The sequence below is a fragment of the Arthrobacter alpinus genome (genome assembly GCF_900105965.1).
Lineage (GTDB): Bacteria > Actinomycetota > Actinomycetes > Actinomycetales > Micrococcaceae > Specibacter > Specibacter alpinus.
On the sequence record NZ_FNTV01000001.1, the window covers coordinates 1,526,083 to 1,546,026 of the forward strand.

A 19,944-nucleotide genomic window follows, 5' to 3' on the forward strand; every position below is an offset into this window, starting at 1 on the left:
TCATTTATGAATTTTTTACAAACACTATTAGTCCTGGGGAAGAACACTTTTGTAGACATCCAAAGTCTGATCAACAATGGATTCCCATGAAAAATGATCCGTGGCGCGTTGCCGACCCTTTTCACCCATGGAACGTGCCCGGGCGGGATCGTTAACCACCTCGATCATTGCCGCGGCAAAGTCAGCAACGAACTTATCCGGATCAAGAGGAGTCCCGGTTCCATCGGAAACCTGTTCAAGGGGAACCAGTAAACCAGTCTCACCGTGGGCTACCACTTCAGGAATACCGCCGGTAGCACTGGCAACAACAGCTGCACCGCAGGCCATAGCTTCCAGGTTCACAATTCCCAAGGGTTCATAAATGGACGGGCAAGCAAAGACAGTGGCGTGGCTGAGAACCTGAATCAGTTCGGCCCTGGGCAACATCCGTTCGATGACCACAACACCGTCACGCTCAGCCTTGAGACCCTCAATCAGGGCGTTGACCTCTGCACCCAAAGCTGGAGTATCGGCCGCACCGGCGCAAAGCACCAGCTGAACCTCGGGCGGCAGTGCTGCGGCGGCCTTCAACAGGTACGGCACACCCTTCTGACGCGTCACTCGACCAACCCAAACAACGCTGGGACGGTCCGGATCGATGCCAAGTGCTCGGACGGCGTCATCCTTCTCATCGCGCTGCCATGAGGCAACGTCGATCCCGTTGTGGATTACCTTGACCTTCTCGGGGTCCACATCCGGGTAGCTGCGCAGGATGTCCTGACGCATACCATCGGACACGGCAATAATGGCGGCTGCGCCTTCATAAGCAGTCTTCTCCACCCACGAGGAAACGGCATAGCCGCCGCCGAGCTGCTCGGCTTTCCAAGGGCGCAGCGGCTCCAAACTATGGGCGCTCAAGACGTGCGGAATGCCGTGCAGCAACGCCGCCATATGGCCGGCCATGTTTGCGTACCACGTATGTGAATGCACAAGGCTGGAGCCTGCGATCTCGGGAACTATCTGAAGATCAACGCCAAGAGTTTGCACAGCGGCGTTAGCGCCATCGAGTTCGGGCAGGTTTTCATACGAGCTGACCGTCGCTCCGTGAAAGTCCGCATCTCGAGGTTTGCCAAAGGCGTGAACCCTCAAATCGACCTTCGCTGCGAGGACACGGCTAAGCTCGGCAACATGGACACCGGCGCCTCCATAAATCTCGGGCGGAAATTCTTTCGTCACAATATCTATACGCACATACTCAAGGTAGTCTGTCCGGACGAAATTGTTCTAGTGTGAAGTTGTTGTGACCCGCACATGGCGCAACGAAGCGCATCTATACCAAGCTGTCGGAGGTTGGATCATGTCAGTAAAGAAAGTTCTGGCGATCGTATTAGCAGGCGGTGAGGGCAAACGGTTGATGCCCTTGACAGCAGACCGTGCAAAACCAGCCGTTCCCTTTGCGGGTTTTCGGTTGGTCGACTTTGCCTTGTCTAATTTGGCAAATTCTGGATATTTGAAGATTGTGGTGCTGACTCAATACAAGTCGCATAGTTTGGACCGTCATATTTCTGAGACATGGCGTATGTCAACACAGTTGGGGAATTACGTGGCCTCCGTACCCGCTCAGCAGCGGCGCGGAAAGAGCTGGTTCCTAGGCAGCGCAAACGCCATTTATCAGTCCATGAACCTTATTGTCGACGCCGAACCGGACATTGTTGTTGTGGTCGGCGCGGACCACGTGTACCGCATGGACTTTGAGCAGATGGTTCAAAGCCACATCGCGTCTGGCGCCCGCGCCACGGTAGCCGCCGTCCGCCAGCCGTTGGAAATGGCGGACCAGTTCGGTGTTATCGAGGTTGACGGCGAGGAAGTTGCCGGCGCAATTGGCGCCCACAAGATTTCCGCTTTTGTCGAGAAGCCCGAATCAACTCCGGGCCTGCCCGATGCCCCGAACCAGTTCCTGGCTTCCATGGGCAACTACGTCTTCGACGCCGATGCCCTCGTTGAGGCGCTTGAGAAGGACGCGGTCAAGGAAAACACGAAGAATGACATGGGTGGCGACATCATCCCGTACTTCGTAGACCGAAACGAAGCCTACGTCTATGACTTCTCCACCAATGACATCCCGGATGCAACAGATCGGGACCGTAACTACTGGCGTGACGTTGGGACGATCGATTCGTACTACGACGCCCACATGGACCTGATTTCCCCCGTGCCCGTCTTTAACCTGTACAACAGGGCTTGGCCGATCTTCACCCGTGGAACCACCTCACCGCCGGCGAAGTTCGTTCGTGGGGAGCACAACTCTGTTGGAGCCGCACTGGACTCCATTGTTGCCCCGGGTGTTGTGGTTTCCGGTGGCGTCGTGGAAAACTCGGTGCTTTCCAATGACGTCTTCGTTGCCACGGGTGCCCGTGTCCAGGACTCTGTCCTTATGGACAAGGTAAGCGTCGGCGCTGGCGCCGTCGTACGCAGGGCCATCATTGACAAGAACGTCAAAATTCCAGCCGGGGCCACCATTGGCCTTGATCCCGCACTGGATTTGGCTCGCGGCTTTGCCGTGACGGAGTCGGGATTGACCGTCTTGAGCAAGGGCCAAATTGTCCCGGTCCCGGATGAGGCCGAACGGGCCTTGTCGTTGGCGGCAGCTGCTGAAATTCCAGAAGCCCTTGCCCTTGCAGTCGGCAACGACGACATTGCTCAAGATACCCTCGACCAGGTCGTGGAAAACCAGATCATTGCCATTGGGTCGGCGGTGTCCGTCGAAGAGGCTAAAATTGCGAGGTGACTGCCCCTGACTTAACCCCCGAAGAAATCCAAAATTGCATCAAGGTTTTGGAAAGCATCCATGTCTATGACGAAGAACATCCCGACTATGTCCTGGTTCGCCGGGCAACAGGAAAGATGTTTAAAGCAGTCAAGCGATACCGCCGCAATGTAAAGCGCGACGCTATCAATGACGCAGACAAGGCCGTTCTTGCCAAAACAGCAACAGCGGCACCGGATCGCATCGACGATGAAACTCGGGGCAACAAGCTCAAGCCGTCAACCACAGGTGCTACGGCGGGAACGCTTCTGCGTTCCCGCCCCTGTTACATCTGCAAGCAGCACTACACGCAGGTGGATTCGTTTTACCACCAGTTGTGCCCGGAGTGCGCCGCCTTTAACCACTCCAAACGAGACGCCCGCACGGACCTGACCGGCAAACGTGCCTTGCTGACCGGTGGGCGCGCCAAGATTGGCATGTACATTGCTCTGCGTCTCCTGCGAGACGGGGCTCATACCACCATCACCACGCGATTCCCGAAGGACGCCGCCCGCCGGTTCGCGGCAATGGAAGACAGCGCTGATTGGCTCCACCGGCTGCGCATAGTTGGAATCGACCTCCGCGACCCCACTCAGGTGGTGGCCCTGACCGACTCACTTATTGAGGCCGGACCCATCGACATCATCATCAACAACGCCGCCCAGACGGTTCGTCGCTCGGGCAATGCCTACAAGCCGCTGGTCGACGCCGAGCTTGAGGAACTGCCCACCGATTCCCCCATGCCGGAGCTGGTGACTTTTGGTCACGCGCATGACAAGCACCCGCTGGCGCTGGCCACCCAGATGATGGACAAGCCCCAACTTGCGGGCGATGAAATCGCTGCCTTGGCCCTCTCAATGGGCTCCGCATCGTTGGAACGCATCGAGGCTGGAACTGCCATTGACGCCGGTGGCCTGGTCCCGGACCTGGCCACGATCAATAGCTGGACGCAGGTTGTCGACCAGGTTGATCCCCTGGAAATGCTGGAAGTTCAGCTCTGCAACGTCACCGCCCCTTTCTTGCTGGTTTCGCGCCTGCGACCGGCCATGAAGGCCTCGGATGCCAATCGCAAATACATCGTGAACGTTTCCGCCATGGAAGGCCAGTTCTCCCGCGCTTACAAGGGCCCCGGTCACCCACACACCAACATGGCCAAGGCAGCATTGAACATGCTGACACGCACCAGCGCCCAAGAAATGCTGGACGAAGACGGAATCCTGATGACAGCGGTGGACACAGGTTGGATTACCGATGAACGCCCGCACTTCACAAAGGTGCGTTTGGCCGAGGAGGGCTTCCATGCCCCCTTGGACCTGGTCGACGGCGCGGCCCGCGTTTACGACCCGATCGTGATGGGCGAGTCCGGAGAAGACCAATTCGGGGTATTCCTGAAGGACTACAAGCCCAGCCCGTGGTAAAGCCCGACGGCGCCAGCCCCGCCTTTGGCGCTAGGGTGCGAACCCTGGCGCCGGGCCTCGCCGCTGCCCTACTGGCGGTTGCCGTTTCTCTCATGGTCCATCGCTTGGTGCCGATGCTGCCTGCCATGACAGTCGCCGTCGTCCTTGGCATTGCGGCTGTGAACCTGCCTGGCAGTTCTGCCCTGTGCCAGGGTCCATGGCGGGCGGGGCTGAATTTTGCCGGCAAACACCTCATGCGGGTGGGCATTGTGTTCCTCGGCCTGAAGCTGAGCCTCAGCGACATTATGAATCTCGGCTGGGTCAGTGTGCTGCTGGTGGTAGCCGTGGTGGTGCTCAGTTTTGCCGGAACCTTGGCCTTGGGAAGGCTGTTTAGGCTCAGTGGAGACACACCGCTGTTGATCGCCACTGGCTTTTCCATCTGCGGGGCCTCGGCCATTGGGGCCATGGCAGCCGTGAAGGGAACCCGGCACGAAGATACCGTGCTCCCAGTTGCCCTCGTGACCCTGTGTGGCACACTCGCGATTGGCATCCTGCCGCTGCTGATGACCCCGTTGGGGCTATCTCCCCTGCAATTTGGCCAGTGGGTTGGCGCAGGCGTGCATGATGTGGGTCAGGTGGTGGCCACGGCACAGACGGCCGGAGCGGTTGCCTTGAGCGCCGCCGTGGTGGTCAAGTTGACGCGCGTGGTGCTGCTGGCTCCAATTGTTGGCGTTGCCGGTGCGATCGAACGCAAACGGCAAGCCCGCGCGCACCTGCTCACAAATGCGGGCACGGCCCCGAAGTTTCCGCCCTTGGTTCCCCTATTCGTAGTGGGATTTCTAGTCATGGCTGCACTGCGAAGCACCGGCTGGCTGGCTGACGGTGTCATCGAAGGCGGCGCGTTGATCCAGGACATTGCATTGGGTGCTGCCCTGTTTGGTCTCGGCTCCAGTGTGCGGGTGCGGGATCTATTGGAGACGGGTCTGCGCGCAACCGTTATGGCGTTGTGCTCGTGGGCCCTCATTGCCTCGTTGGCGTTCGGTGCCGTGCACCTCATGGCCGGCTAAACGCCGCACGGTCTCGTGCGATGTCGTAGATTCTGCAATAAAGGCATGGCATGATCGACCCATGGTGGAGATCCGACGGCTGCGCCCCGGCGACGAGACCGTGGCTGCCCAAATGATTGCGATGATGGCCGCCGTGTTTGAGGAGGGCCTCCAGGACCTCCCCGGCGGATACGTTCAGGAGCTTCTCAGCCGTGATTCCTTCTGGGCGATTGCGGCCTTTGACGGTAAGGAGGCGGTAGGTGGACTCACCGGACACACATTGCCCATGACCCGCTCCCCTTCGTCAGAGATACTTATCTACGATCTGGCGGTGCGGGAAGACCACCAACGGCGCGGCATCGCGGCCAGCCTGATACAGGAACTGCGCGCCGCCGCAGCATTGGAAGGCATCCACGAAATATTCGTCCCAGCTGACGACGCAGATGTGGGGGCACTAGCGTTCTACCGCGCGCAGGGCGCCACAGCGTCGCCGGTCACCCACTTCACATTTGGCACTCAGGCCGCCTCTCCCCGAAACCCAGGACGGCGTTGATCCTCCACCAGTGCCCATCGTGACGGAGGTTGGAACGGAACCATGATTGAATGAAATGGTGTCCAATTTTAATCTTTTGCGCAGCGAAGCAGCAGCCCGAAAAGCCCGCGTCAGTGTCCACCACTACGACGTCGACCTGGACCTGTGCCAGGCCGCCGACCTGAGCATTCCGGGATTTTCCAGCCGCACCATCATCAAATTTTCGGCCACCGGTACGGCCGGCACGTTTCTTGACTTCATTGGCCTGAGTGTCGAATCGGTTGAGCTCAACGGCGAACAACTCAATGTTGCGGACGTTGTTGACGCACAGCGGATCAACCTCCCCACCCTGGCTGCTGACAATGAGGTGACTGTTTGCGCCACGGCGGCCTACTCCAGCAGCGGCGAGGGTTTGCACCGCTTCGTAGATCCGGCAGACGGCCAAACCTACACCTACACACAGTACGAACCGGCCGATGCCCGCCGCGTCTTTGCAAACTTTGAACAGCCTGATCTCAAGGCTCCTTTCACCTTTCATGTCACGGCCAATAGCGACTGGGAAGTGGCCTCGAACCAATCGATCACCAACCGTGCCGAGCTGCCAGAAACCGGTGCGAGCCGCTGGGACTTCGCCACGACCGCACCTATTTCCACCTACATCACCACCATTCTGGCCGGCCCGTATTTCAAGGCTCAGGACCACTTCTCCATGGTTTTCGGTGACGAAAGCTCACACCCCGGCGAAACGCTCGAAATCCCCTTGGCGGCCTATTGCCGCGCGTCCTTGGCGCCGCACTTTGACACCGCTGAGATTTTCAAGGTCACCAAGGCCGGCCTGAAGTACTTCAACGAACTCTTCGATTTCCCCTATCCGTTCGGGAAATATGACCAGGCATTTGTTCCCGAGTACAACCTGGGTGCCATGGAAAACCCTGGACTTGTCACCTTTACCGAGGCTTACATTTACACGTCGCGCACCACCGATACGGCTTATCAACGGCGCGCCACCACCATCATGCACGAGATGGCACACATGTGGTTTGGTGACCTTGTCACCATGAGCTGGTGGGACGATCTGTGGCTGAAGGAGTCCTTCGCCGATTTCATGGGCAACTTGGCCGTTGCCGAGGCAACCCCCTGGGGTCCCAAGGCGTGGACCATGTTCGCCAGCCAGCGGAAGGCCTGGGCTTACACCCAGGACCAATTGCCCACAACGCATCCAATTACCGCAGATATTCCGGACCTCGAAGCCGCCAAGGCCAACTTTGACGGCATCACCTATGCCAAAGGTGCCTCAGCGCTGAAGCAACTGGTGGCCTATGTTGGGCAGGACGCCTTTGTTGCCGGATCTCGCGAGTACTTCAAGACTCACCAGTACTCCAATACCAAGCTCAACGACCTCCTGGCGCCTTTGAGCGCCGCGTCCGGCCGTGACCTGAGCGAGTGGGCCAAACTGTGGCTGCAAACCTCGGGCATGTCTACCCTGGCCCCGTCCATCAAAACGGCCGACGGCAAGATCGCCTCCTTGTCCATCCGCCAGGACGCCATAGACCCCATCACGGGTCTTGAGGCCCTGCGTCCACACCGGTTGACCGTGGGCATCTTCATGTACGACGCCGGATCTTTGGTTCGCACGCATTCGATCACTCTCGATGTGGCCGGGGAAGTGACGGAAGTGCCCCGTGCGGCGGGCCTGCCAACCCCCGATCTACTGCTGATCAACGACGAGGACCACAGCTACGCCAAAGTCAGGTTCGACGCCGGATCCCTCGCCACCGCGTTGACCGCGGTAAAGACCATTGCAGATCCACTTTCACGCAGCCTTGTCTGGTCCGCACTATGGAACGCCACCCGCGATGCCCTGTTGCCTGCTGAGCAATATCTCGCCGCCGTGGTGGACCAGGCTGGCGGAGACAGCGATATCAGCCTCCTGCAAACCCTGGCCGACAACGCCCTCGAGGCACTGAACTCTTATTGCCCCGCCGCGAACCGTCCCGCAGCCCGTGAGCGCTTGATTGCCGGTGTGACAACCCATCTGGCCAACGCGGTCCCGTCCAGCGACGAACAGCTGGTTTGGGCACGCACTTTGGCAAGGCTGGGACGGGGCACCGATTCCCTGATCAAGTTCAGCCGCGCGTTGCTGTCAGGCCGGGCTGTCCCGACTGGCTTGAGCGTTGACGGCAGCCTGCGCTGGCTGTTGTGGCAGCAGCTGGCCGCTCGAGGCGCCGCTACGAAGCAGGAATTGGATGCAGAGCTTGCGGCCAACACCACTGCCGAATACCGGGCAAGTCATTGCACGGCCATTGCAGCCCTGCCGGACGTGCAGCTCAAGAGCCTACGCTGGATGGAGATCGTAGAAGAGGAGACGCTGAGCAATCAACTCCTGGGTGCTACGATCGCCGGCTTCACCATGGCCGGCCCTGACTTGCTGGATCCTTACACAGAACCCTATTTCCAGGCCATCGAGAGAGTCTGGAACGGGCGCAGCCTGGAAATTGCCGGCCGGATTGTGCGGGGACTTTTCCCTGCGCATCAGGATCTGCTGCCAGGAACTGAACCCGAGCGTCATCCTGTGGTGGTCAGGACCGACGCGTGGCTTGGCAGCACTACGACGGCTGCTCATGGACTCCGCCGGATCGTGCTGGAACAGCGTGATCAGCTAGTCCGTGCACTGAGGGCCCAAGCGCAGCAGGCATAACATCAACGGCAGGCCTGCGTTGGAATAGGTGGAGCTTTAGCTATTCCAACGCAGGCCTGCCAACCACCGGCAATACGATGCTGCGGCTGCTCTCCTACGGGACGCGGTGCAGCCACTCCTGAGTGCCAAACTTGCTCTCAACCCTGCGTGCCGCCTCGCTCAGCTCCTCGTCCGTCAGGTGGGCCTGCGTGGCTCCGTAGCGATCGGCAAAGGTCTCGGACATGCGAGTCAAGATCTCTTGGCGGGTCATGCCGCTTTGGCGCCGGAGTGGATCCACACGCTTCTTAGCCGAGCGGGTGCCCTTGTCCGATAGCTTTTCCTTGCCGATGCGCAACACCTGAACCATTTTGTCGGCGTCAATGTCATAACTCATCGTGACGTGGTGGAGCATGGCCCCGTTACCCAAGCGCTTTTGTGCAGCGCCGCCGATCTTCCCTTGACTCGTGGCGATGTCGTTGAGGGGTACGTAGAAGGCCTCGATTCCCATGGATTCAAGGGCAGCCATGACCCAGGTGTCGAGGTATTTGTAAGAGTCTTCAAAGGTAAGTCCGTCCACCAAGGTCTGAGGCAGGTACAGGGAGTAGGTGATGCAATTGCCTGCCTCCATGAACATGGCGCCGCCACCGGTGATGCGACGAACCACGTTGATCCCGTATTTGTCGACGCCTGCCGGATCCACTTCATTGCGCACAGATTGGAAGCTGCCAATAACAACCGAGGGCTCTTCCCAGTCCCAAAAACGCAGTGTGGGGTTCCGCAGACCAGCGCCTACCTCTTCCGTGAGGACCTCATCGAGTGCCACGTTGATGGCCGTTGGGAGCACCGTGGGGGCGATGATGTCCCATTCGTGGTCCACCCAGCTGGAGGCCCGGGTTAGGGCCCGCCGCACGGCAATGGAAACAGCCTGGGCGGAGAAACCAAAGAGCACGGCATCACTGGGCAATGCGGCCGTGACGGCATCGGCGATGTCCGCGGCCGGGAGATCGGAGGAGAGCCCATTCAGCGCCGCATTGATCGCATCGAGGGCTTCATCGGGCTCAAGGAAGAAGTCTCCGCTAACACGGACACCTCCGAGCCTGCCATCGGTGACCGAACAGTCCACCACCACTAGTTTTCCGCCGTGGACCTTGTATTCACCATGTAGTTCAGAAGCCATACACCTATCTTCCCTACCCACTCCCCTACCTAGCAAACTCAGCCCCGATTCGGCCTGCGCGGGAAGATCAACAGGTCGCCAGCCAGAGCGAAAAAGCAGGGCCCGCACCAAAAGGTGCGGACCCTGCTTTGAGAAAGCGTTGGTAAGAAGTATTACTTCTTGCCAAAGCCGGCGAAGCGAGCGTTGAAGCGCTCCACGCGGCCGGCACTGTCCATGATGCGCTGCTTGCCCGTGTAGAACGGGTGTGACTCCGAGGAGATTTCGACGTCGATGACGGGGTAGGTGTTGCCATCTTCCCATTCAATGGTCTTGCTGGACGTCGCGGTGGAGCGCGTCAGGAACTTGGTGTCTGAAGCCAGGTCGTTGAAAACGATTGCTTCGTACTTCGGGTGAATGTTCTGCTTCACTGTAAACCTCAGAGTGTATCGTCTGGTTTTTGCCAGACTGATGAATGTAATGGTCACTAGGACCAGCTAGAAACTTTACCGGCTTGCGGCCATTTCGCCAAGCCGCGGCAGGATTCGCTGACCGCTCAAGGGCACCTTCAGGCCAGCGTTGCCAGGGCGGCCAGCGCCTGGTCGGCGTGCAACACCATATTCGTTTCACTTGAGACGGCGAACCGCAGGATTCCTTGGCTGTCCACAATGAACGTAGACCGCTTGATGGGGAGTGATTTTGCCAACAAACGACGCCGGACCCTGAACAAATCTGCCACCGCACCGTTGCGGTCACTCAAGAGAGGGTAGGTCAGCGAGTTTTTCGTAGCGAATTGGAGTTGCACGTCTTCGGCGTCGGTGCTGATACCAACGATCGAGGCCCCGGCGGCCGCAAACTCGGCCTGCAGGTCTCGGAAATGGCAGGCTTCAGTAGTACAGCCGCCGCTACCAGCGCGAGGATAAAAGAAAATCACCAGGGGTCCGTTGGCCGTCAATTCCGCTAACGTCCGCAGCGTGCCATGTTGATCTGGCAGGGCGAAATCAGGGACCTTTTCATCGAGTTTCATGGCCCCAGCCTAGCGGTCAAGGGCAGTGGCGAAGAAGGCCACGGCGCTGGCGGCAGCAACGTTGAGTGAGTCCACGCCAGCTTTCATGGGGATCATGACGGCATGGTCGGCTTGGGCCAATGTCCGTGCGCTGAGCCCATCCCCTTCAGTTCCCAAAATCAGCGCCAACTTTTCATCGTCTCGGGCCGCAAGCTGGGAGATCGTCAACGATTCCGGCACCAGGGCAAGTGCCGCCGTCGTAAATCCTGCCTCTCGGAGGAGGCCCATACCCTCAGGCCATTCAGGCAGACGAGCCCACGGGACCTGAAACACTGTGCCCATGCTGACCCGGATACTGCGCCGGTACAAAGGATCGGCGCAGCGAGGCGTCACGAGGACCGCATCCACACCCAACGCCGCTGCTGAGCGGAAGATCGCGCCAATATTGGTGTGATCAACAATGTCCTCCAGAACGGCAATTCGGCGCGCACCGGCAAGGAGCACTGGAATGTCGGCCGGGGCGGGACGGTGCATGGCCGCCATGGCACCACGATGGAGATTGAACCCGGTAATAGCTTCCAGAACCTCTGCGGTTCCTACATACGTTGGCACATGCTCGTACTCGGCCAGAATGCTCGCCAAATCAGGCAGCCAGCGCTCTATCATGAAGAACGATCGCGGTTCGTGGCCTGCGGCCAGCGCGCGGCGGATAACCTTCAGGCTCTCGGCAATGAACAATCCCTCGGCCGGTTCCTTGACCTTGCGCAACTGCACATCCGTCAAGGAAAGGTAATCGCTGACGCGCGGATCCGCCGCATCGTCGATATGGATAATCATGCCGCCACCAGTTTCTGAATCATGAAGAATAGTGCCACCAGACCAAGCAGCACAATGACGGTACGTAGAACCACGGGCGGCAGTTTGCGGCCAATGCGCGCACCCACAAATCCGCCGATCAAGGAGCTGACGGCGATCAAGCCCACAATGCTCCAAATGATCTTGTCCGGGGCGAAGAGCAGGTAAGAGATGGCTGCCACAATATTGACAGTCAGTGACAGGACGTTTTTCACGGCATTGGCGTTTTGGAGCGTCCCCCGCATATAGATGCCGAGGATCGCGACCAGCAGGACGCCCTGGGCGGCCACGAAGTAGCCACCGTAAACACCGGCAATGAAAACTAGCAGCACCATAACGAGATCGTGGGACCGTGCTGAAGGGGCACTTTCGCGGCGTTTCTTGATGGCCACCTGTAGCTTGGGCTGGAAGATAACCAGGGCCAGAGCCACAACAATCAAGATGGGCGCCACAAGGTGGAAAACCTCTTCGGGCAGGTGCAGAAGCAGATAGGCGCCGGTGACGCCACCGAGCAAGGAGGCCGGTACCAGCCGCGCCAGATTCCGACCCATGCCCTTCAGTTCCCGGCGATACCCCCAGGTTCCGGAGACTCCCCCGGCAATCAATCCCATGGCGTTGCTGACAACAGCCATGACCGGGGCAATGCCCAAAGCAATCAGGATCGGAAACGTAACAAGCGTTCCGGAGCCCACCACGGTGTTGATGGTTCCGGCCCACAGCCCGCCCAGCAGGACAAAGATTGATTCAAGCGCGTTCACGGTTGTAGCGGGATCCTAGCGAATGGGACGGAATTGGAACCTGGGGACGAACGAGTGCGCGTCCTAGTGGCGTGCGGTTGCCGTGTAACGTCCTGCGTTGTTGGAAACAGTCAGCGGGAGGCCGAAGGTGGTGCTCAAGTTTTCTTCGCTCATCACTGAGGCGATAGGGCCCTGGGCAACTACGGCACCGTCACGCAAAAGCAGCGCGTGAGTGAATCCGGGCGGGATTTCCTCGAGGTGGTGCGTTACCAATACCGTGCTTGGGGCCATGGGATCGGCTGCCAATTCGCTCAGTCGCTTGACCAGGCCTTCACGACCGGCGAGATCAAGTCCGGCGCCGGGCTCATCCAGCAGAAGAAGTTCAGGATCGCTCATCAAGGCGCGGGCGATTTGCACGCGCTTGCGTTCGCCGTCGCTCAAGGATGCGAAGGGGCGATTGAAGAAAGTGGAGACCCCCCATTCCTCCAAGAGGCCGAAGGCGCGGCGCTCGTCGTCGCGCTCGTAATCCTCACGCCAGCGCCCGGTAACGCCGTAGGAGGCTGTGACCACGACGTTCAAAACTTTTTCATTCCCAGGGATTTGGTGGGCAAGGTTCGCCGAGGCTACACCAATGCGTGGGCGGAGCTCGAAGACGTCAACGGCCCCGAGAACCTCATCCAAGATGCCCGCAACGCCGCGGGTGGGGTGCATGCGGGCACCCGCAATCTGCAGGAGGGTGCTCTTGCCGGCGCCGTTGGGCCCCAAAATGACCCAGCGCTCACCTTCGGCGACGCGCCAATCGACGTTATCCAACAGTGTTTTGGTGCCGCGGACCACGCTGACACCGGCCAATCCCAGAACTTCACTCATAAGTAATGACCCTATGACACGAGGGGCGGCAAGCGCTAACTGGGAGCACCTATCTTGAGCGGCGTTGAGCCACAATTTACGGGCGCAGGGGGTGCAACGGATAGAATTGACCCCATGCCCTCCACTTTTACAGCAGTCAGCTATGCCAAAACGCTCAGCCCAGCCGCCCTTGAAAGAGTCCGGACGGTACTGGCTGAACATGGCTACACGGTCACAGCCGAACGGAGCGAGAGCCATCCCGGTTTCGAGGCCGTCGTCCTTGAACTTGGCTCCCTCAATCCGGCTGGCACCACCAACGCCCAGGGCACCGCACGGCTCAGCCGCTTGCGGGCAGCACTTGCCGAGGCCGGCGCTGGTGAGCTGAGCACCGCCGTCGTCCCTGACTCGCTACGCCATGCAGAACGAAAGTTCATCATCATGGACGTTGATTCCACGCTCATCCAGCAAGAGGTCATTGAGCTCCTTGCAGCGCATGCCGGCACCGAGGCGGAGGTCACCCGGGTGACAGAGGCTGCCATGCGCGGCGAGCTGGATTTTGCCGAGAGCCTGCACCACCGGGTTGCAACACTTGCCGGACTGCCTGAAAGCGTGCTGGCCGAGGTGGGCGCCACGATCAAGCTGTCGGTGGGTGCCGAACGGCTTGTGGCACAGGCCAAAGCTGCCGGTCATGTGGTGGCGGCCGTCTCGGGCGGGTTCTCCCAAATCCTTGCCCCGCTGGCCCAGCGTCTGGGACTGGACTATTCCATGGCCAATGATCTTGAAATCGTTGACGGCCACCTCACCGGGAAAGTATCCGGGGCTGTTGTGGACCGTGCTGCAAAAGCCGTTCAATTGCGCCTTTGGAGTGCGGAGTCCGGAATCGCCAAGGAAGCCACGATGGCCATTGGAGATGGCGCCAACGATCTTGACATGATGGCCGCCGCAGCCCTTGGTGTGGCATTCAACGCGAAGCCTGCTGTCCGGGCGGTGGCCGATGCCCAGATCAACTTGCCCAACCTTGACGTGGCTTTGGCCTTGGCGGACATTCACGAGCCCTAAGCCAAAAACAACGAGCCCGGTTCCTGGTCCGCTAGTGCGGACGGAACCGGGCTCGTTGTTTATTGAGGCCTATTTGGTTGGGGCCTACTTAAAGGACTCAGCTCCGCCAACGTACTCGGTGTGTCCGGTGGGGACATCGGCCGTGGCCATCTTGGCGATCTCGGCAGCAAATTCAGAAACAGAGTAAAGGCGGCCGGCCTCGGCGCGGCGAGCCTCGATGGCGCCCGGGTTGGCCCGGTCCAGCAGGGTGGCCGTGACAGTTCCCTCGATCATGTCGGCGGAAACCACCACAAGGGAGATGTCCTCGAGCGCCAGGTTGGGGATCAAGGCGCGCAGTGCATCCTCGCCAGCACGCTTGCTCTTGGCGACAGGCAGGTACTCGGGCATGGTGGGCACGGTTTCAATGAAGTGCGCCTGGTGACTCGTGACGAAGACCACGCGTGAGCCGGCCGGCAGGACGGGCATTGCCGCGTTCAGCAGGTTGACCTGGGCATCACGGTTGAGCTGCAGGGCGTAGTCCGCTGCCATGCCGGATTCCATTCCGCCAGAGGCGTTCAGAACCACCAGGTCCAGCGAACCGAAGTTCTCCAGGGCGGCACTGACCAGGGCCTGTACGCCTTCCTGCGTGGTCAGGTCCGCCCCAATGGCCACGGCGCGGCCGCCAGCGGCGATAATCTCGGCCACAACTTTGTTGGCGCGCGGCGCCTTCTGGCGGTAGTTGACCACCACGGCAGCACCTTCGGCTGCAAGGAACTTGGCCACATCGGCGCCTACGCCGCGTGAAGAACCGGTGACAATGGCTGTCTTTCCGTCAAGCTTTCCCATAAAAATATCCTTAAGTTTCAACGGTTAATTCAGTAAGTCAGATGGTCAACGCCACCTGCGGAACCCTTCAAGCATCATATCGGTGCGGATCCGCACCGATATGGAAGGCTGCGTTCCTGCGTGGAGTTAGTGGCCCATTCCCAAACCGCCGTCAACGGGGATGACAGCACCTGAGATGTAGGAGGCCTCGTCGCTGGAAATCCAGCGGACAACGTTGGCTACTTCTTCGGCGGAGGCAAAGCGGGCTGCCGGAATCGTGGAGAGGTACTGCTTCTGGGTTTCCTCAGGCAGCGCGGCAGTCATGTCGGTGCTAATGAATCCGGGCGCCACCACGTTTGCCGTGATGCCGCGTGAACCGAGTTCACGGGTCAGGGAGCGGGCAATGCCAACCAGGCCGGCCTTGGAAGCTGCATAGTTGATCTGGCCCGGTGAGCCGTACAGCCCCACCACGGAGGAGATCAGAACAACACGTCCCTTGCGCTTGCGGATCATGCCCTTGGATGCGCGCTTGATCACACGGAAGGCGCCGGTCAGGTTGGTGTCAACCACGGAGGTGAAATCGTCTTCGCTCATGCGCAGCAACAACGTGTCCTTGGTGATGCCGGCATTGGCCACCAGTACATCGACGGGACCGTGGGCGGCTTCCACCTCGGTAAACGCTGCATCGATGGACGCGGCGTCGGTGACGTCGGCCTGAACGCCAAGGATTCCCTCGGGCAGCTCAGACGGGCTCCTGTACGTCACGGCAACTTTGTCACCATTGGCCAAAAAGGCCTGTGCAATGGCCAAACCAATGCCTCGATTACCGCCGGTAACCAAGACACTGCGGCCCTGGCTCTCTTCGCCTGCCGGTGCACTCATGTATTCCTCCGTAGAAATCAAACATAGAAAACAAACTCATAAAACTGACACAGATACATCAACTCTAGTTAACGAATCCTACGGTGAAAGGGCCAACACCACACAGTTGACTTTTGGTTGTGTACAGCTGCGGTGACAGAATGGAGGTGTCCCTTGGAGGGTGATGAAAGAGCAATCAGCTACGCCGAAGTTCGGTGCCGGCCGGCGCAGCAAGTACAGTCATGGCGCGTCAGCCACCGAAGTTCCCACGATTACCAACGCCGTACCGGCCCACAGCGATGAGATGCGTCAGCGCATGGTCAAATATGCCGTCACCATGGGAATCCGCATGGTGTGCATAGGCGCCATCTTCCTCTTTGACGGCTGGTACCGACTTATTCCCGTGATTGGCGCGGTCTTGCTCCCGTGGGTGGCTGTGGTCATCGCCAACGGTGCCGCAGACGTCAATCATCAAGAAACGGTAGACCTGCTCGACGCCGCTCCCCTCAATGAGGTTGCTGGCGGTTCCGCGCCAATGGACGACGCCGAGAGCCAGCAAGGCGACATCCTTACGGGAGAAATCGTCCCCGACGAAGAGGACACAGCCGGCGACACCGGACCAGACCAACCCGGACAGGAACACCATGAACATCTTTGATCTGCTGCCCGGTGACCCGAATGCCACACCCAAACCTTCAGACGCCTCCGTTCCTGCCATCTGCTCACGCAAGGGGTGCCGCGAGATTGCAACCATGAAGCTGTTATGGAACAACCCGAAGATTCACACGCCGGAGCGCCGTAAAACCTGGTTGGCCTGCAGCGAGCATGTGGCCTGGCTTGAAGATTATTTGCAGAGCCGTTCACTGTGGAAAGAAACCCTGCCCATGAGCCCTAAGGATTCCGCCTAGTTTATGAAGACCTATAAGTTCCTCTTCTCCAGTAGGTGGCTGGGCTACTTCGCACTGGCACTCGTCTTTGCCATGGCCTGTGTGGCCTTGGGAAATTGGCAAATGAACCGGCGCAATGCTGTTGTGGAAAATATCACCAAAATTCAGCAAAACTATTCGGGAACCATTGTTGATTACAACGACGTTGCCGGCAACTTTGATGATCTGGACCTGGCCAAGGAATGGACCCAGGTGCGCATGGTGGGCAACTACATCACGGACGACCAGCGGATTGTCCGCAACCGCCCGCTCAACGGGGCTCCCGGCTATGAGGTCCTGGTCCCCTTCAAGCTCAGCAATGGCGAAACCGTCATCATTGACCGTGGATGGCTACCCATTGGCAACAAGGAAGCGGGCCATCCAGACATCATTCCCCAGCCCGAATCTGGCGTAATTGAAGTAGTTGCCCGGCTCAAGCCCCCCGAACCAAAACTTGATCGCGGTGCACCAGTTGGCCAATTGGCTTCGATTGAGCTCAATGACTATGCGGCGCAACTGGGCTATCCCGTCAAGACAGGTGCGTACGGCCAACTTGCCACGGAGAGTCCTGCAGCCGCCAGCAATCCCGTGGCATTCCCGGCCCCATCCATCGATGAAGGCTCACACCTGAGCTACGCGATGCAATGGATTGCCTTTGGCGTTTTGGCCTTCTTTGGATTTGGTTACGCCGCAAGAATGCAGCGAAGAAACGATGAATTTGATGCCCTGGAGGCCGAGGAATCGGGCATTCCCGTCGAAGAGCTTTACGGCAGGGGATCAGCCTTCCATCCTCGGAAGCATCCCAAGGTCCGCAAGCCAGGAGCACGTCCCACCGCCGAAGAAGCCGAGGACGCCATCCTGGACGCCCAAGGGCTGTAGGCCAGGCCCTGCCCCCTTCTTGGACTGCAAGGCTGTCGTAAACTTGGCGTGTGACTGATCAAAATACTGCCGAATCATTCGTTGCTGATCCTATTGTTGAGAATGTGCGGGCTTCCCTGGCAGCCGCTGGACTGGCGGACACCGTCTTGCTCGTCCCCGAATCCGTAGCGACAGCGGCCGCAGCGGCGGCCGCCCTCGGCTGCGACGTCGGCGCCATCGCCAACAGCCTGATTTTTGAGTGCGACGGCGCTCCCTTGCTGATCCTGGCCAGCGGAGCCGCAAAGGTCGACGTGAAAATGGTTGCGCGCCAGCATGGCCTGCCCAAAATTAGTCGGGCCGATCCGGATTTTGTCCTCAAGCACGCTGGCCAGCCTGTTGGCGGAGTGGCACCCTTGGGCCATCCGGCTCCCCTGAGAGCATTCTTGGACACCGATCTTGCGCAATACCCCGTGTTGTGGGCGGGCGCCGGCAGTCACCAGGCCATGCTGTCCCTGAGCTACCAACAACTTCTGGCCATTACGGCAGCAACAGAAACTGCCGTGCGCTGAGGCCAGCACACGGCAGTTTCTGTTAGTACGGGTTGGGCCCACACGCCCGAGGGTCCCGCCGCGAGCTTGCGAGCCGTTGAAGTGCGTGGTTGGGCCCACACGCCCGAGGGGCCCCAACAACAGACGCGCCAGCGGCTGTCGTTGGGGAGGGCGTGGGGACTAGGCCATGGTGATCAGGTCAAGGTAGTCCGGGCTCCACAGGTCCTCGTCGCCGTCGGGCAACAGCACGACTCGCTCGGGGTCCAGTGCCGCTACCGCACCCTCATCGTGGCTGACCAGGACAACAGCGCCTGTGTAGTTCTTCAGGGCCCCCAGAATTTCCGCACGGCTGGCGGGGTCCAGGTTGTTGGTGGGCTCATCCAGGAGCAACACGTTGGCACTCGAGGCAACGATCGTGGCCAATGCCAGACGTGTCTTCTCGCCACCAGACAGAACGCCGGCAGGCTTGTTGACGTCGTCTCCGGAAAACAGGAATGAGCCAAGGATTCCGCGGACTTCGGCGTCGTTCATGTCGCCAGCAGAGGCGCGCATGTTTTCAAGAACCGTCCGTGAGACATCCAGGGTGTCGTGTTCCTGGGCGTAGTAGCCAATCTTCACGCCGTGGCCGTGAATGATTTTGCCGGTGTCGGGCTTGGAAACGCCTGCGAGCATGCGCAAGAGGGTTGTCTTGCCGGCACCGTTGAGGCCAAGGATGACAACCTTGGACCCTCGGTCAATCGCCAGGCTGACATCCACGAAAATTTCCAGGGAGCCATAAGACTTGCTGAGCCCTTCGGCCATCAGCGGGGTCTTGCCACACGGCGACGGATCGGGGAAGCGCAGGGCTGCCACCTTGTCCTGGGCCCGGACTTCTTCAAGTCCTGCCAGCAGGCGTTCGGCGCGCTTGGCCATGTTCTGCGCGGCAACAGCCTTGGTGGCCTTGGCCCGCATCTTGTTGGCCTGCTCCATCAGGACGCCGGCCTTCTTTTCAGCGTTGGCCCGTTCCCGGCGTCGTGCGCGTTCATCGGTTTCCCGCTGCGCAAGATACTTCTTGTAGCCAAGGTTGTACTGGTCAATCGTGGCCCGGTTGGCGTCCAGGTGGTAAACCTTGTTCACGGTCGCATCGAGGAGTTCCACGTCGTGGCTAATCACGATCAAACCGCCATTGTGGCTCTTAAGGAAGTCCCGCAGCCAGGCCACGGAATCTGCGTCAAGGTGGTTGGTGGGCTCATCCAACAGCATGGTCTGAGCACCGGAAAACAGGATGCGGGCCAGTTCCACACGTCGGCGCTGACCACCGGAGAGTGTCTTCAACGGTTGGTTAAGAATGCGCTCAGGCAAGGCAAGGTTTGAGGAAATTGCCGCTGCCTCGGCCTCGGCGGCGTAACCACCGTTGGCCAGGAACTCAGCCTCAAGCCGGTCGTAGCGGCGCATGGCCTTGTCCCGGATGTTGTTGTCCTCGCTGGCCATGTCACTTTCGGCCTTGCGCAACTTGGTGATGACCTTGTCCAGGTCACGTGCCGCGAGGATTCTGTCCCTGGCAAGTTGTTCCATGTCCGGGGTCCGCGGATCCTGAGGCAGGTAACCAATCTCGCCCGTGCGGGTGACCTTGCCACCGGCGGGGAGACCCTCGCCGGCGAGCACGCGGGTCAGCGTGGTCTTGCCGGCTCCGTTGCGGCCCACAAGTCCGATCTTGTCACCGGAGTCGATGCGGAATGATACTTCGTCCATGAGCAGGCGCGCTCCAGCACGTAACTCAAGGTCTTGGACCGATATCAACGTAGTAACCTTTCACGTAAGTGGGTATATGCCGCGAAACGTTTCTCTGCCGATTCTTCAGGAGACGAACGT

20 protein-coding genes are annotated in these 19,944 nt (G+C 59.6%); 10 read left to right on the forward strand and 10 right to left on the reverse strand.

Annotated elements, in window-relative coordinates:
* Positions 1–27: 27 nt before the first annotated feature.
* Complete coding sequence (gene glgA / locus BLV41_RS07205) at positions 28–1,230, reverse strand: glycogen synthase (RefSeq protein WP_074711178.1); 1,203 nt, start codon at positions 1,228–1,230, stop codon at positions 28–30.
* A gap of 106 nt (positions 1,231–1,336) precedes the next feature.
* On the opposite strand from glgA, the gene glgC reads away from it, so the two are divergent.
* The 5 genes from glgC to pepN all read left to right on the forward strand — a co-directional run bounded on the left by glgC (position 1,337) and on the right by pepN (position 8,458).
* Positions 1,337–2,767: a glucose-1-phosphate adenylyltransferase gene (gene glgC / locus BLV41_RS07210; RefSeq protein WP_074711179.1), complete on the forward strand. Its 1,431-nt coding sequence runs from the start codon at positions 1,337–1,339 to the stop codon at positions 2,765–2,767.
* Positions 2,764–4,203: an SDR family NAD(P)-dependent oxidoreductase gene (locus BLV41_RS07215; protein WP_074711180.1), complete on the forward strand. Its 1,440-nt coding sequence runs from the start codon at positions 2,764–2,766 to the stop codon at positions 4,201–4,203. The genes glgC and BLV41_RS07215 overlap by 4 nt, the downstream gene beginning before the upstream one ends.
* Positions 4,197–5,249 carry a YeiH family protein gene (locus tag BLV41_RS07220; protein ID WP_280138580.1) on the forward strand — a complete coding sequence of 351 codons (1,053 nt, stop codon included), beginning with the start codon at positions 4,197–4,199 and terminating at the stop codon, positions 5,247–5,249. Before BLV41_RS07215 ends, BLV41_RS07220 begins: the two co-directional genes overlap by 7 nt.
* A 61-nt stretch (positions 5,250–5,310) precedes the next feature.
* Complete coding sequence (locus tag BLV41_RS07225; protein WP_083360643.1) at positions 5,311–5,781, forward strand: GNAT family N-acetyltransferase; 471 nt, start codon at positions 5,311–5,313, stop codon at positions 5,779–5,781.
* Between the two features lie 58 nt (positions 5,782–5,839).
* Positions 5,840–8,458 carry an aminopeptidase N gene (gene pepN, locus BLV41_RS07230; protein ID WP_074713167.1) on the forward strand — a complete coding sequence of 873 codons (2,619 nt, stop codon included), beginning with the start codon at positions 5,840–5,842 and terminating at the stop codon, positions 8,456–8,458.
* 94 nt (positions 8,459–8,552) lie between these two features.
* On the opposite strand, the gene lplAB is transcribed toward pepN, so the two are convergent.
* The 6 genes from lplAB to BLV41_RS07260 form a co-directional block, all read right to left on the reverse strand.
* Positions 8,553–9,614, reverse strand: a complete 1,062-nt coding sequence (lplAB, locus tag BLV41_RS07235; RefSeq protein WP_083360644.1) for a lipoate-protein ligase LplAB — start codon at positions 9,612–9,614, stop codon at positions 8,553–8,555.
* Between the two features lie 152 nt (positions 9,615–9,766).
* Positions 9,767–10,021 (reverse strand): type B 50S ribosomal protein L31, encoded by a 255-nt coding sequence (locus tag BLV41_RS07240; protein WP_044572184.1) that lies wholly within the window; start codon positions 10,019–10,021, stop codon positions 9,767–9,769.
* Positions 10,022–10,158: 137 nt separating this feature from the next.
* A complete protein-coding gene (locus BLV41_RS07245; RefSeq protein ID WP_074711181.1) occupies positions 10,159–10,617 on the reverse strand; it encodes a peroxiredoxin in 459 nt (152 codons plus the stop codon).
* 9 nt (positions 10,618–10,626) lie between these two features.
* Complete coding sequence (locus BLV41_RS07250; RefSeq protein ID WP_044572180.1) at positions 10,627–11,433, reverse strand: TrmH family RNA methyltransferase; 807 nt, start codon at positions 11,431–11,433, stop codon at positions 10,627–10,629.
* Positions 11,430–12,209 carry a sulfite exporter TauE/SafE family protein gene (locus BLV41_RS07255; RefSeq protein WP_074711182.1) on the reverse strand — a complete coding sequence of 260 codons (780 nt, stop codon included), beginning with the start codon at positions 12,207–12,209 and terminating at the stop codon, positions 11,430–11,432. Before BLV41_RS07255 ends, BLV41_RS07250 begins: the two co-directional genes overlap by 4 nt.
* Before the next feature lie 63 nt (positions 12,210–12,272).
* Positions 12,273–13,058 carry an ABC transporter ATP-binding protein gene (locus tag BLV41_RS07260; protein ID WP_074711183.1) on the reverse strand — a complete coding sequence of 262 codons (786 nt, stop codon included), beginning with the start codon at positions 13,056–13,058 and terminating at the stop codon, positions 12,273–12,275.
* A 114-nt stretch (positions 13,059–13,172) separates the two neighbouring features.
* On the opposite strand from BLV41_RS07260, the gene serB reads away from it, so the two are divergent.
* Positions 13,173–14,096 (forward strand): phosphoserine phosphatase SerB, encoded by a 924-nt coding sequence (gene serB, locus BLV41_RS07265; RefSeq protein ID WP_074711184.1) that lies wholly within the window; start codon positions 13,173–13,175, stop codon positions 14,094–14,096.
* A gap of 84 nt (positions 14,097–14,180) precedes the next feature.
* On the opposite strand, the gene BLV41_RS07270 is transcribed toward serB, so the two are convergent.
* Positions 14,181–14,921, reverse strand: a complete 741-nt coding sequence (locus BLV41_RS07270) for an SDR family oxidoreductase (RefSeq protein ID WP_044572172.1) — start codon at positions 14,919–14,921, stop codon at positions 14,181–14,183.
* A gap of 126 nt (positions 14,922–15,047) precedes the next feature.
* Complete coding sequence (locus BLV41_RS07275) at positions 15,048–15,782, reverse strand: beta-ketoacyl-ACP reductase (protein ID WP_074711185.1); 735 nt, start codon at positions 15,780–15,782, stop codon at positions 15,048–15,050.
* A 163-nt stretch (positions 15,783–15,945) separates the two neighbouring features.
* On the opposite strand from BLV41_RS07275, the gene BLV41_RS07280 reads away from it, so the two are divergent.
* From BLV41_RS07280 to BLV41_RS07295, 4 genes are read left to right on the forward strand one after another with little or no spacing between them, the layout of a single operon-like run.
* Positions 15,946–16,419, forward strand: coding sequence for a DUF3099 domain-containing protein (locus tag BLV41_RS07280; protein ID WP_074711186.1), 474 nt, complete (start codon positions 15,946–15,948; stop codon positions 16,417–16,419).
* Complete coding sequence (locus tag BLV41_RS07285; protein ID WP_074711187.1) at positions 16,406–16,669, forward strand: hypothetical protein; 264 nt, start codon at positions 16,406–16,408, stop codon at positions 16,667–16,669. The genes BLV41_RS07280 and BLV41_RS07285 overlap by 14 nt, the downstream gene beginning before the upstream one ends.
* A gap of 3 nt (positions 16,670–16,672) precedes the next feature.
* Positions 16,673–17,566, forward strand: a complete 894-nt coding sequence (locus BLV41_RS07290; protein ID WP_074711188.1) for an SURF1 family cytochrome oxidase biogenesis protein — start codon at positions 16,673–16,675, stop codon at positions 17,564–17,566.
* Positions 17,567–17,616: 50 nt separating this feature from the next.
* Positions 17,617–18,114, forward strand: a complete 498-nt coding sequence (locus BLV41_RS07295; protein ID WP_074711189.1) for a YbaK/EbsC family protein — start codon at positions 17,617–17,619, stop codon at positions 18,112–18,114.
* Positions 18,115–18,273: 159 nt separating this feature from the next.
* Here BLV41_RS07295 and abc-f read toward each other — a convergent pair whose 3' ends face one another.
* Entirely contained in the window at positions 18,274–19,872 is a 1,599-nt protein-coding gene (gene abc-f, locus BLV41_RS07300) for a ribosomal protection-like ABC-F family protein (RefSeq protein ID WP_044572161.1), read from the reverse strand.
* Between the last annotated feature and the right edge of the window lie 72 nt (positions 19,873–19,944).

Excerpts from the sequence above, each read along its gene's own strand:
- glgC (WP_074711179.1), top strand. The coding sequence starts at position 1,337 with ATGTCAGTAAAGAAAGTTCTGGCGATCGTATTAGCAGGCGGTGAGGGC.
- BLV41_RS07225 (WP_083360643.1), top strand. The coding sequence starts at position 5,311 with ATGGTGGAGATCCGACGGCTGCGCCCCGGCGACGAGACCGTGGCTGCC.
- lplAB (WP_083360644.1), bottom strand. The coding sequence starts at position 9,614 with ATGGCTTCTGAACTACATGGTGAATACAAGGTCCACGGCGGAAAACTA.
- BLV41_RS07245 (WP_074711181.1), bottom strand. The coding sequence starts at position 10,617 with ATGAAACTCGATGAAAAGGTCCCTGATTTCGCCCTGCCAGATCAACAT.
- BLV41_RS07250 (WP_044572180.1), bottom strand. The coding sequence starts at position 11,433 with ATGATTATCCATATCGACGATGCGGCGGATCCGCGCGTCAGCGATTAC.
- BLV41_RS07260 (WP_074711183.1), bottom strand. The coding sequence starts at position 13,058 with ATGAGTGAAGTTCTGGGATTGGCCGGTGTCAGCGTGGTCCGCGGCACC.
- serB (WP_074711184.1), top strand. The coding sequence starts at position 13,173 with ATGCCCTCCACTTTTACAGCAGTCAGCTATGCCAAAACGCTCAGCCCA.
- BLV41_RS07270 (WP_044572172.1), bottom strand. The coding sequence starts at position 14,921 with ATGGGAAAGCTTGACGGAAAGACAGCCATTGTCACCGGTTCTTCACGC.
- BLV41_RS07275 (WP_074711185.1), bottom strand. The coding sequence starts at position 15,782 with ATGAGTGCACCGGCAGGCGAAGAGAGCCAGGGCCGCAGTGTCTTGGTT.
- BLV41_RS07280 (WP_074711186.1), top strand. The coding sequence starts at position 15,946 with ATGAAAGAGCAATCAGCTACGCCGAAGTTCGGTGCCGGCCGGCGCAGC.
- BLV41_RS07285 (WP_074711187.1), top strand. The coding sequence starts at position 16,406 with ATGAACATCTTTGATCTGCTGCCCGGTGACCCGAATGCCACACCCAAA.
- BLV41_RS07290 (WP_074711188.1), top strand. The coding sequence starts at position 16,673 with ATGAAGACCTATAAGTTCCTCTTCTCCAGTAGGTGGCTGGGCTACTTC.